This window comes from Bacillus sp. 123MFChir2, from assembly GCF_000383235.1.
In the GTDB taxonomy this organism is placed as follows: Bacteria; Bacillota; Bacilli; order Bacillales; family Bacillaceae_G; genus Bacillus_A.
This window is the reverse complement of sequence record NZ_KB910942.1, coordinates 20,617-33,197: the sequence shown is the minus strand read 5'-3', so window position 1 is coordinate 33,197 and position 12,581 is coordinate 20,617. Positions and strand designations below refer to the sequence as shown.

Annotated in this window: 12 protein-coding genes; all 12 read left to right on the top strand. The window is 38.6% G+C overall.

Annotated features, from left to right (window positions below; all coding sequences use genetic code 11):
* Window positions 1–216 precede the first annotated feature (216 nt).
* Window positions 217–948 (top strand): ABC transporter ATP-binding protein, encoded by a 732-nt coding sequence (locus tag H280_RS0111700; protein WP_020061315.1) that lies wholly within the window; start codon window positions 217–219, stop codon window positions 946–948.
* A complete protein-coding gene (locus H280_RS0111695) occupies window positions 945–1,964 on the top strand; it encodes an ABC transporter permease (RefSeq protein ID WP_020061314.1) in 1,020 nt (339 codons plus the stop codon). The genes H280_RS0111700 and H280_RS0111695 overlap by 4 nt, the downstream gene beginning before the upstream one ends.
* Before the next feature lie 23 nt (window positions 1,965–1,987).
* Window positions 1,988–2,641, top strand: a complete 654-nt coding sequence (locus tag H280_RS0111690) for a TetR/AcrR family transcriptional regulator (protein WP_028411205.1) — start codon at window positions 1,988–1,990, stop codon at window positions 2,639–2,641.
* Between the two features lie 4 nt (window positions 2,642–2,645).
* Window positions 2,646–3,614, top strand: a complete 969-nt coding sequence (locus H280_RS0111685) for a YbgA family protein (protein WP_020061312.1) — start codon at window positions 2,646–2,648, stop codon at window positions 3,612–3,614.
* Between the two features lie 212 nt (window positions 3,615–3,826).
* Window positions 3,827–4,972, top strand: coding sequence for an acyl-CoA dehydrogenase (locus H280_RS0111680; RefSeq protein ID WP_020061311.1), 1,146 nt, complete (start codon window positions 3,827–3,829; stop codon window positions 4,970–4,972).
* Window positions 4,973–4,986: 14 nt separating this feature from the next.
* Window positions 4,987–6,324, top strand: a complete 1,338-nt coding sequence (locus tag H280_RS0111675; protein WP_020061310.1) for an acetyl-CoA carboxylase biotin carboxylase subunit — start codon at window positions 4,987–4,989, stop codon at window positions 6,322–6,324.
* A 28-nt stretch (window positions 6,325–6,352) separates the two neighbouring features.
* A complete protein-coding gene (locus tag H280_RS0111670; protein WP_020061309.1) occupies window positions 6,353–6,568 on the top strand; it encodes an acetyl-CoA carboxylase biotin carboxyl carrier protein subunit in 216 nt (71 codons plus the stop codon).
* 21 nt (window positions 6,569–6,589) lie between these two features.
* Window positions 6,590–7,501 (top strand): hydroxymethylglutaryl-CoA lyase, encoded by a 912-nt coding sequence (locus H280_RS0111665; protein ID WP_020061308.1) that lies wholly within the window; start codon window positions 6,590–6,592, stop codon window positions 7,499–7,501.
* 4 nt (window positions 7,502–7,505) lie between these two features.
* Window positions 7,506–8,294 carry an enoyl-CoA hydratase gene (locus H280_RS0111660; RefSeq protein ID WP_020061307.1) on the top strand — a complete coding sequence of 263 codons (789 nt, stop codon included), beginning with the start codon at window positions 7,506–7,508 and terminating at the stop codon, window positions 8,292–8,294.
* Window positions 8,295–8,296: 2 nt separating this feature from the next.
* Window positions 8,297–9,838: an acyl-CoA carboxylase subunit beta gene (locus tag H280_RS0111655; RefSeq protein ID WP_020061306.1), complete on the top strand. Its 1,542-nt coding sequence runs from the start codon at window positions 8,297–8,299 to the stop codon at window positions 9,836–9,838.
* A gap of 235 nt (window positions 9,839–10,073) precedes the next feature.
* Window positions 10,074–12,017: an AMP-binding protein gene (locus H280_RS0111650; RefSeq protein ID WP_020061305.1), complete on the top strand. Its 1,944-nt coding sequence runs from the start codon at window positions 10,074–10,076 to the stop codon at window positions 12,015–12,017.
* A 215-nt stretch (window positions 12,018–12,232) separates the two neighbouring features.
* Complete coding sequence (locus H280_RS26460; protein WP_020061304.1) at window positions 12,233–12,460, top strand: hypothetical protein; 228 nt, start codon at window positions 12,233–12,235, stop codon at window positions 12,458–12,460.
* Window positions 12,461–12,581: the final 121 nt, after the last annotated feature.

Below are 12,581 nucleotides of genomic sequence, written 5' to 3'. Positions count from 1 at the left end.
AATTGATCATTCCTTTCTCATAATTTCTTTTAAGGGAAATGACTTTCATATTTTATTAACAAATAAGTAAAATATGAATAAAAAAGGCAGCACTGTTACTACTTGGGTTGAAGCAGTGTTTGTAACGAACAATCAAAAGAATCATTTGACATACATGAATAACAGTTTAAAATAAAAGTGAGTACTCACTCACAAATGTGAAGAGGAGGGAAATTTATGTCTCTAAAAAATGAGGCAGTATCGCTTAAAGGTGTTTCAAAGTATTTTGGAAAGAAACAAGTGATTCAAGATATTTCATTTTCTGTCCGCGAAGCTGAAATTTTTGGTTTAGTTGGCCCTTCGGGGTCTGGGAAGACGACTCTTATTAAGATGATCGCTGGTATTAGCGAAGCGACATCAGGAGAAGTAACGGCACTGCAAACAGTTATGCCGAATTTGAATGGCATGAAACATATTGGATATATGGCGCAAGCTGACGCATTGTACGAGGAGTTATCTGCTTATGAAAATGCTGATTTTATCGCGACAATGTATGGATTAAAGGGAAAACAAAAGAGAGAACGTATATTTGAAGTATTTGAGCTTGTACAATTATCTGATGATGCCAAAAAGCAAGTGCAACATTTTTCAGGTGGAATGAAGAAACGCTTATCACTTGCTATGTCACTTTTACATGAACCAAAGCTTCTCATTTTAGATGAACCGACTGTGGGGATTGATCCTGTTTTACGAAAATCAATTTGGGGTAAGTTTTATGAGCTAAAAAAACAAGGAACAACCATTATAGTGACAACGCACATTATGGATGAGGCAGAGTTTTGTGAACGTCTCGGTTTAATTCGTGAAGGGAAGTTAATCGCAACTGGTTCTCCTGTTGAATTAAAAGAGAGAACGACATCTGGACGCATTGAGGATGTCTTTTTACTGGAAGGAGCGGTGGAACGATGAGAGTATTTGGAGTTGTTATCCGTATTATTCGTCAGTTTTTCCGAGATAAACGGTCGCTTGCACTTATGTTCGGAGCACCGATGCTACTTCTTTGGCTGCTTTCACTTGTATTTACACAAAAAGACTACAAGCCTCATATTGCTTTAGTTGATGTGCCGGCACCAATTGTAGATGCAATGAAAAAACAAGATGCTTCTTTTTATGAGTACGATAAAGAAAAGACACAAGGTAAATTAGAAGGTCAAGTAATTGATGCAATCGTTGCTGTGGAGCATGGAAAGATGAAAGTAACGTTAGAAGGCAGTGATTCATCAAAAAATCGTGCGGTTATGCAAGTTATGCAAAAGAGTATGGAAAAATCAGAATCGGCAGTGATGAAACCGGATATTTCTTATTTACACGGCTCGGCTGATTTTACGATGTTTGATGGATTAGGGCCGGTATTGATTGGTTTCTTCACATTTTTCTTTGTCTTTATTTTATCAGGTGTTTCATTTGTAAGGGAGCGTTTAAGCGGTACATTGGAACGTTTATTATCAACTCCAATTCGGCGCTGGGAAATTGTTGCGGGTTATATAATTGGATTTGGCATCTTTGCGTTTTTCCAATCCGTACTAATTGTTAGTTTTTCTGTGTATGTTCTTGATTTATATGTTGCGGGTTCACCTTGGCTCACGCTACTCATTACATGCATGCTTTCATTAACAGCGTTAACGCTTGGAACATTTTTATCGGCTTATGCAAACAATGAATTTCAAATGATTCAGTTTATCCCATTAGTTATCGTACCGCAAATTTTCTTTTCTGGTTTATTTCCGATTGAGTCTATGAATAAGTGGTTACAACTATTAGGAAAGTTATTTCCATTAACATACGGTGCAGATGCGATGCGACAAGTTATGATTCGAAATCAAGGATTTAGCGAAATTGCTGGCGATCTTGGTGTTTTATTATTATTTGCGATTGTATTTACATTAGGTAACGTGTTTGCTTTGAAGAAGCATAGAAGAATATAATGGAAAGAAAAAAGGAGTATGTTATGAAAGAGGATTGGCTAGAAGAACTAATTGCCGCAACAGGAACAGATAAGCGCAATGAACGGCAGATGCGCATTTTAGAAGCGGCAGTAGACATGTTTAGTGAAAAAGGATATTCGGCAACTTCAACAAGCGAAATTGCGAAGCGTGCTGGTGTAGCAGAAGGAACGATTTTCCGCTATTATAAAACGAAAAAAGATTTGTTGTTTGCTGTTGTGATGCCAACGTTAACGAAGTTTGCTGCTCCGTTCTTCGTGCAAACTTTCGCGAAAGAAATATTTGAAAATACGTATGATTCATATGAAAATTTCTTACGTACGATGATCCGAAATCGCTTTGAATTTGCGAGAAAACATTTTCCAATGCTGAAAATTTTAATTCAAGAAGTACCGTTTCAACCTGAATTGAAAGATGAAATCCAGCAGTTACTCGCAAAGGAAATTTACTCTCGTTTTGAAAACATTGTGAATCACTTTCAGAAACAAGGACAAATTATTGAACTCCCAACACCAGCAGTATTACGATTCACTTTATCAGCTGTTATTGGCTTAATTTTAACTCGTTTTTTATTATTACCAGAAGAACAATGGGATGATGAGGCAGAGATCGAATCTACCGTTCAATTCATTTTATACGGGCTAACACCTCGGAGGTAATCATATGAGGCAATTTGTAAAACCAACAGTTGTCGTAAGTAAATGTTTAGAATTTGAAGCATGTCGTTATAACGGCGATAAGCTTTCCGATGCAACAGTACGTAATTTACAGCCATATGTAGAATTCATTCCAGTTTGTCCAGAAGTGGAGATTGGACTTGGTATTCCAAGAGAAACGATTCGTATTGTGGAACATGATGGAACACAAAAATTAGTGCAACCATCAACAGGTGCTGATTTAACGGAGAAAATGCAGCAATTTTCAAATGTATTTTTATCTTCTCTACCGGATGTGGATGGTTTTATATTGAAAAATAGGTCGCCAAGCTGCGGAACGCGTGATGTGAAAATATATGCTGGATTAGGAAAGGCACCCACAAAAGGCAAGGGAGCCGGGTTATTTGGTAGTGCAGTTTTAGCGGGATTTTCACATTTAGCAATTGAGGAAGAAGGAAGGTTGTCGAATTTTATCATCCGCGAACATTTTTTGACGCAACTATTTACAATTGCGCATTTTAAAACACTGAAGAAAAATAAGAACATGAAAGCATTAATTGAATTTCAGTCTGATCAAAAGTATTTATTCATGGCATATAATCAAACGAAGCAAAAAGAATTAGGGCGTATCATCGCGAATAAGGAAAAGCATTCGATTGATGAAGTGTTTGCAAAATATGAGGAGATATTGTACGTATTGTTAAATCGTACACCGCGGTATACATCAAATATCAACGTATGTCAGCATATTTTCGGGTATTTTAAAAATAAATTGAAGAAAGAAGAAAAAGATCATTTTCTTTCTTTACTCAGTAAGTATGCGGAAAAGAAAATACCATTAAGCAGTTTACTGATTATTTTAAAATCATGGGCAATCCGATTTGAAGAAACATATTTACTGAGACAAACATATTTTGAACCATATCCAGAAATGTTAGTAGAAATCACAGATTCTGGAAAAGGTCGGGATTATTAAACAAAAAACCGCATAATTCGACTTTTTTATTCCTATGTTGTTGTAGAACAATGTAGGAATTTTTTTGTGCATTAGTACAAATTCTGTTTTACAATTAAATTGTGACAGAATTGTAGCAATTATCTTACTACTATTCATTCTTTTTTAGAGTAATGTTTGTACTATATACGCGCACGCTGTCGAAATAACGAATTCGATAAGGGGTGTGACAAATGGAATTTACTCTTACTAGAGAAAAACAAATGATCAAAGAAATGGTGCGCGACTTTGCTGAAAAGGAAATCGCTCCGAAGGCTGTGTATTACGATAAAACGGCAGAATTCCCATATGAAACGTTTCAAAAGATGGGCGAACTTGGTTTGTTAGGAATCCCATTCCCTGAAGAATACGGTGGTTCTGGCGGCGATACGTTATCGTACGCACTAGCAGTTGAAGAAGTTGGCCGTGCTTGTGGTGGCACAGGGTTAAGTTATGCGGCAACAATTTCACTTGGTGCTTCTCCTATTTATTATTTTGGTACAGAAGAACAAAAACAAAAATATTTAGTTCCAATGGCATCTGGAAAGACACTTGGTGCATTCGGATTAACGGAGCCAAATGCTGGGTCTGATGCTGGTGGTACACAAACGAAAGCGGTATTGGATGGAGATGAATATGTCATTAGCGGCGAGAAGTGCTGGATTACAAACGCTGAGTATGCAAATACAATCATTGTAACCGCTATCAATGGCGTGGAGGAAAGTGGTAAAAAACGAATCTCTGCTTTTATCGTTCCGACAAATAGCGAAGGATTAACAATTTCTAGTCCATACGATAAAATGGGCGTTCGTGCTTCCAATACATGTGAAATAGTTTTAGATGGTGTTCGTGTACCAAAAGAAAATATTCTTGGGGATGTAAATAAAGGATTTAAACAATTTTTATATACGTTAGATGGTGGTCGTATTTCGATTGCTGCATTAGCAGTAGGAATCGCTCAATCTGCATTTGAGCGTGCACTGCAATATGCGAAAGAGCGTAAACAATTTGGTCGTTCTCTATCAAACTTTCAAGCAATTCAATTTAAATTAGCAGATATGGCAACAGAAATTGAATTAGCACGCAATATGGTGCATAAGGCTGCTTGGCTAAAAGATAATGATAAACCATTTGGAAAAGAAGCTGCGATGGCAAAACTTTTTGCATCTGAAACAGCAAGCCGTGTATCTAACCAAGCGGTGCAAATTCATGGCGGTTATGGATATATGCGTGAGTATGAAGTAGAGCGTCATATTCGTGATGCAAAGCTACTAGAAATTGGTGAAGGTACTTCTGAAATTCAACGTCTCGTTATTTCAAGACATTTAGGATGTCGCTAAAGGGAGGGTTCACTATGTTTCGGAAAATATTAATTGCTAACCGCGGTGAAATTGCTGTTCGTATTATAAAAACGTGTGAAAAACTGGGGATTCAAACTGTAGCAATTTATTCAGAAGCTGATGAGTCTGCCCTTCATGTGAAGATGGCAAGCGAAGCGTATCCTGTCGGTGGACCACGCGTTCAAGATAGTTATCTAAATCTCGAAAAAATTATTGAAATTGCCAAAGAAACAAAAGCAGAGGCAATTCATCCAGGTTACGGATTGTTGTCAGAAAACACAACATTTGCAGCTCGTTGTGAAGAAGAAGGCATTGTCTTTATCGGTCCTTCAAAAGATGTCATTGCAAAGATGGGAAGCAAAATTGAGTCTCGCAAAGCAATGTTAGCGGCTGAAGTTCCGATTGTACCTGGTATTTCATCAAGCATTCCGACAGTTGAAGAAGCAAAAGAAATTGCAGGTCAAATTGGCTATCCACTTATGTTAAAGGCATCTGCTGGCGGCGGCGGTATTGGTATGCAAGTGATCGAAACTGAACAAGCGCTCACTCAAGCGTTTGAAAGTAATCAAACGCGTGCTAAAAATTTCTTCGGCAATGGAGAAATGTATATGGAACGATTGATTACAAACGCGCATCATATTGAGATTCAAGTTCTTGCTGATAAACAAGGTAATACGGTGTATTTGTGGGAACGTGAATGTTCAGTGCAGCGCCGTAATCAAAAAGTAATTGAAGAGGCTCCGTCTCCATTTTTAGATGAGGCAACACGCAAAGCAATGGGGGAGGTTGCAGTAAAAGCGGCGAAAGCGCTCGGTTATACAAATGCAGGAACGATTGAATTTCTTGTTGATGATGAGAAAAATTTCTATTTCTTAGAAATGAATACGAGATTACAAGTAGAACATCCGGTAACAGAAGAAATTACTGGTCTTGATTTAGTTGAGCAGCAATTGCGAATTGCATCAGGCGAAACCCTTTCGTTTACACAGAATGAAGTAAAACGTAGTGGTCATGCCATTGAAGCACGCATTTATGCTGAAGATCCAAAAACATTTTTCCCATCACCAGGGAAAATTACCTCCCTGTCTCTTCCGACATCAGTGCGCATTGATCATTTCCTAGAGGATGGTGTAGCAATTACACCGTTTTATGATCCGATGATTGCAAAGGTAATTGCACATGGGGAAACGCGAGAAGAAGCAATTCAAAAGCTGCAAGCAGCACTTGGAAAACTAAAAGTAGAGGGTATTAAAACAAATACGCCGATGCTTCTGCAAGTTTTAGAAGATGAAGTATTCCAAAGTGGTATTTACACAACAAGCTTTGTAACGAAGCAGCTTGTGAAAAAATAAAGGTTACGAAATGTAAAGGGGGAAATAAATGATGACAAAAGTATATGCATCGATGGCAGGAAATGTTTGGAAAATTGTGGTGGGTGTAGGAGATACAGTAGAGGAAGATCAAGATGTCGTCATTTTAGAATCTATGAAAATGGAGATTCCAATCGCTGCAGAAGAAGGTGGCACTGTTATGAAAATTCTTGTGCAAGAAGGCGATTTTGTTAATGAGGGAGATGTATTAGTAGAAATCGAATAGTAAGAAATGGGGTGCAATCGATTGAAATTACCTTCTTTTGCTTCTATTAAAGAAGTCGGGCCGCGTGATGGTTTGCAAAATGAAAAGAAAGTTGTTGGTACAAAAGATAAAGTGCAATGGATTCATATGTTGGCAGACGCAGGTCTTTCTTATATTGAAGTCTCATCTTTCGTTCACCCTAAATGGATTCCTGCTTTAGCCGATGCACAAGATGTGTTTACTGCGCTTGAGCGGAAATCGCATGTTACATATGCAGCTCTCGTTCCAAATCAAAATGGTTTGGAACGGGCACTGCTGCAAGATGTAGATGAGGTGAACGTCTTTTTATCCGCTAGTGAAACACATAATAAGAAAAATATTAATAAATCAATTGATGAAGCGCTTTCTGTTATTGAAGAGGTAACGAAACAATCATTATTTGCTGGGAAAAAAGTACGTGGTTACGTGTCGACTGTATTTAGTTGCCCATACGAAGGCGAAGTAAACGTTCATACGGTTGATGAACTTTGTAACAAATTATTTTCATATGGCATTTATGAAGTATCGCTTGGGGATACGATCGGGGTGGCAAATCCGGTGCAAGTAGAGCGTGTACTAGAGCGCCTGCTCCCAAATTATGATTCTTCTAAGTTCGCGATGCATTTCCATAACACGTACGGTATGGCACTTGCGAATGTAGTAAAGTCATTAGAATGCGGTATTACAACTTTTGATAGCTCATGTGGTGGTCTTGGTGGATGTCCATATGCACCAGGCGCATCTGGGAATGTCGCAACAAATGATTTAGTTCACATGCTTCATAAAATGGGTGTACAAACAAATGTAAATGAAGAAAAGCTATTACAAGCAACAAAATTTATCCAAAGCAAGCTAGGTACGCAGATTCCGAGTCATGTATACCGCGCTTTGCAACATAAAACTGTGAGTAGGTGATCTTATGTTACAGCTGCAAAATATTTCAGTTGATTATGTAACACCTCATATTGTGAAAATCACATTGAATCGTGAAGGTCAAGCAAATGCTTTATCACTCGCTCTTTTAGAAGAACTACAAGATACACTAAGTCGTATTAATGAAGAAAACGATGTTCGTGTCGTAATGATTACAGGGGCAGGTACAAAAGCATTTTGTGCAGGTGCAGATTTAAAAGAGCGCGCTACTATGAATGAAGAACAAGTGCGAGAAGCGGTAGGAATGATTCGCTCTACTATGGATATGGTAGAACAATTGTCACAACCTGTACTTGCAGTTATTAATGGAATTGCGCTTGGAGGCGGTACAGAATTAAGCCTTGCTTGTGATATTCGCATCGCTTCAGAAACAGCAAGTCTCGGTTTAACAGAAACTTCGCTTGCGATTATTCCAGGAGCCGGCGGAACGCAGCGTCTTCCGCGTTTAATTGGAATGGGACGCGCAAAGGAATTAATTTATACAGCAAGACGTATATCAGCCCAAGAAGCAAAGGAATACGGACTTGTTGAATATGTTACTCCTACTCAAGAATTAGAAGAAAAAGCAATTGAAATTGCCAAGAAAATTGCAGCGAATGGTCCAATTGCAGTTTGCCGTGCAAAAGAAGCAATTACAAATGGGATGCAAGTTGACTTGCAGACAGGTTTACAAATGGAAAAGCAAGCGTACGAAGGTGTTATTCATACGAAAGACCGCTTAGAAGGATTACAAGCATTTCGCGAAAAACGGAAGCCGATTTATAAGGGGGAATGAATATGCTAGATCAAAAACAACAATCTCGTACATTAGAAGAGCGTGTAGAAACGATAAAGCAGGGCGGGGCGCCTAAATATCATGAGCAAAATGCAGCAAAAGGGAAATTATTTGTTCGTGAGCGTCTTGCACTTTTGTTTGATAACGGTGAATACGTAGAAGATGCATTATTTGCAAACTGTGAACAAGAAGGATTGCCTGCAGATGGGGTTGTTACCGCAACTGGTAAAGTAAGCGGACGCACAGTTTGTGTAATGGCAAATGATTCTACTGTAAAGGCAGGATCATGGGGCTCTCGTACAGTAGAAAAAATTTTACGTATTCAAGAAACAGCTGAAAAATTACGTGTACCACTCTTTTATCTTGTTGACTCTGCTGGTGCTCGTATTACAGATCAAGTTGAAATGTTCCCAGGAAGACGCGGAGCAGGGCGCATTTTTTATAACCAAGTAAAATTATCAGGAAAGGTACCGCAAGTTTGTTTATTATTTGGTCCATCTGCTGCAGGCGGTGCATACATTCCAGCCTTTTGTGACGTTGTAATGATGGTAGAAGGAAATGCATCTATGTATCTTGGTTCGCCTCGTATGGCTGAAATGGTCATCGGTGAAAAAGTGACATTAGAAGAAATGGGCGGAGCACGTATGCATTGCTCTGTATCTGGCTGCGGAGATGTACTTTGCAAAACAGAAGAAGATGCCATTTCAAAAGCACGTCAATATATTTCTTACTTTCCAAGTAACTACTTAGAAAAAGCTCCAATGACAGAACCTCAAGAACCGAAAGAATTCGAAAAAACATTAGAACAAATTATCCCAGAAAATCAAAATGCACCTTTTAATATGCACGATTTAATTAAACGTGTAATTGATGAAGACTCTTTCTTTGAAGTGAAAAAGCTATTTGCACAAGAACTTATTACTGGATTTGCGCGTATTAACGGTATTCCAATTGGGATTATTGCGAATCAGCCTCGTATGAAAGGCGGCGTATTATTCCATGACTCTGCTGATAAAGCAGCGAAATTTATAACACTATGCGATGCTTACCACATTCCGCTTTTATTCTTAGCTGATGTACCAGGCTTTATGATTGGTACGAAGGTAGAGCGAGCTGGTATTATTCGTCACGGTGCGAAAATGATTTCCGCTATGAGTGAAGCAACTGTGCCGAAAATCTCTATCGTTGTACGAAAAGCATATGGAGCTGGTTTATATGCGATGGCAGGCCCTGCATTTGAACCTGATTGCTGCCTTGCTCTTCCAACAGCTTCAATTGCGGTAATGGGACCGGAAGCCGCGGTAAACGCAGTGTATGCAAATAAAATTGCAGCACTGCCAGAAGAAGAGCGCCCAGCCTTTATCGCGCAAAAGCGTGAAGAGTATAAGCAAGACATTGATATTTATCGTCTTGCATCAGAGATGGTTATTGATGGTATCGTTCATCCAAATCAATTACGCACTGAATTGAAGCAACGTTTTGAAATGTATATGAGTAAATATCAAGTATTTACAGATCGTAAGCATCCAGTTTATCCGGTATAAAAATCATAAAAACCTTTTCTTTTTAGATGGGCGAGAGCGTCTGGCCGTGCATAGAAGCGGTCAGATCCTTTTTCTGCCACGTGCGATATGAAAACAAAGAGAGAAAACGAGTGCAGGTCACTTTTGTTTTGTATAGTAGTGACTTATATGTTGAACCATCGAAATAGATTTATATATGCGTGAGATTGCCCTGCCAAAGGGCCTTCTTTTTCGAAAAAATAAGGAGGGACAAATCGTGAAGCAAGCAGTTTGGTTTCCGGACGAGGAATATAAAGCAAATACGCGTTTATTTCAATGGATGCAATCGCTAGGGTTTGATGATTATGAAACATTTTATGAAAAGTCTATTGAAGATCCGGCGTGGCTTTGGGGAGAAGCAGAGCGTGCGGTAGGTTATCAATGGATGCGTCCATACACAGAAGTGTTAGATTTAGCAAACGGTATTCCATTTGCTAAGTGGTATGTCGATGGAACTTGCAATGTTGCTGAATCTGCACTATCTCGTTGGATTGCGGAAGATGATACGAAAACAAAGCAGGCTCTTATATGGGAAGGTGAAAACGGTACATCAAAATCATTTACATATGAAGAGTTAGATGATTGGGTAAGCCGCGTTGCAAATGGCTTAAAACATTTAGGAATTGAAAAAGGAGATCGTGTAACCATTTACATGCCAATGATTCCAGAAACAGTAGTTGCTATGTTAGCTGTCATGAAAATTGGTGCAATCATGTCTCCTATTTTCTCAGGATTTGCTTCTGATGCAGTGATGACACGTGTACAAGCAGCGGGATCTAAAATGATTATTACCGCAGATGGATTTGCTCGCCGCGGTAAAACCGTTTCTTTAAAAGACGAAGTAGACAAAGCATGTGAGCATTGCAAGGGTGTGGAAAAGGTCGTAATTGTTCGTCATGCGGGTAATAAATTTACACCGCAGGATTATGACATTTCATGGAGTGTTCTTGAAAAAGATAAACCATTTACGCACGCAGAAGAAATGAAAAGTGATGATCCGCTTATGCTTATTTATACATCTGGTACAACTGGGAAGCCGAAAGGAACGGTGCATACGCACGCAGGATTTCCTCTAAAAGCTGCATTTGATGCTGGTTTTGGTATGAATGTGAAACAAGGTGACCGTGTGTTATGGATTACGGATATGGGCTGGATGATGGGACCGTTTTTACTATTTGGTTCACTTCTTAACGGTGCGACGATGGTAATGTATGAAGGTGTTCCTGATTTTCCAGAACCAGATCGTTTGTGGGAAATGGTGGATCGTTATGAAGTAACGCACCTCGGTATTTCGCCAACGTTAATTCGTTCATTAATGGCAAAAGGTGATTCGTGGGTAGAAAAACATTCCCTGCAAAGTTTAGAAGTAATCGGTTCAACAGGTGAGCCATGGAATCCAGATCCATGGATGTGGCTCTTTGAAACAGTTTGCAAAAAAAGAGTGCCAATTTGTAACTACTCAGGTGGCACTGAAATTTCTGGTGGTATTTTTGGCAACGTCCTCATTAAACCAATTGCGCCAATTAGTTTTAACGCATCGCTGCCAGGAATGGCCGCTGTTGTATTAGATGAAAACGGTGCACCAGTTCAAAATGAAGTCGGAGAATTATGTCTTGAAAAGCCGTGGGTCGGTATGACGAAAAGCTTCTGGGAAGAAGACGATCGCTATGTAAGTACATACTGGTCCCGTTTTGAAAACAAATGGGTGCATGGTGATTGGGTATTATATGATGGAGAACAATACATCATCACAGGTCGCTCTGATGACACGTTAAATATTGCTGGAAAACGTATTGGACCTGCGGAGTATGAGTCCATTCTAGTAAAACACCATGATGTCGTCGAAGCCGGAGCAATTGGAGTTCCAGATGAAGTGAAAGGTGAAGTATGCCATTGCTTTGTTGTATTACGGGAAGGCACTTTGTTTACATCAGAACTGAAAAAAGAATTACTAAGCCTAGTAAACACTCATATTGGGAAGGCGTTGTGCCCGAAAGATATTCATGTTGTCGAAGATTTACCGAAAACACGTAATTCAAAAGTGATGCGCCGCGTTATAAAGGCAGCGTTTCTAGGAAGAGAACTTGGAGATTTATCTTCACTTGTCAATCCTGAAGTTGTAGCATATATTCAAGGGATACAATCGCAGAAACAATTGTAATTTTAATAGTTATAAAAACAGTATAATTATACAATGTTACACAGTATTTAATTATTAGTACATCACTTGTTGGAAAGTGGTGTACTTTTTTCTTTGTAGACTTCTACACGGTTGCATTTATTAAAGTATTTATTTTACGTAAAATAAAAATGGGTTGTTTTATAAGTTTAAAAACAGTAATCCAAAAAGTGGATTATAAGAATAGGAGGGGTACTATGACTCGCTGTACGAATTGTAAAACAAAGTGGAAAGCAAAAGATGTGTGGTCACTTTTTATGAAAAATGACGGGAAAGATTGTCCGTACTGTAATAAAAGACAATATTTTCCAGATGAAACCTTTCGCTTTTCCAGTGAAATTTTACGTTGCCTCTTTTTATTACTTTTTCCTTTCTTCGTCGAATTAAGTGATAAGAGTCCTTTAAGAAATTTTAAGAAGAAATAATATAGATTTACCCTGTTTTATCTAGCAACCTCTTTTATGTACGAGTATTAATTGTGAAATAGAGATTTACAGAAAATATCATTTCCTAAATATAGAAAATTTAGTGTGTTTATGACAAAAT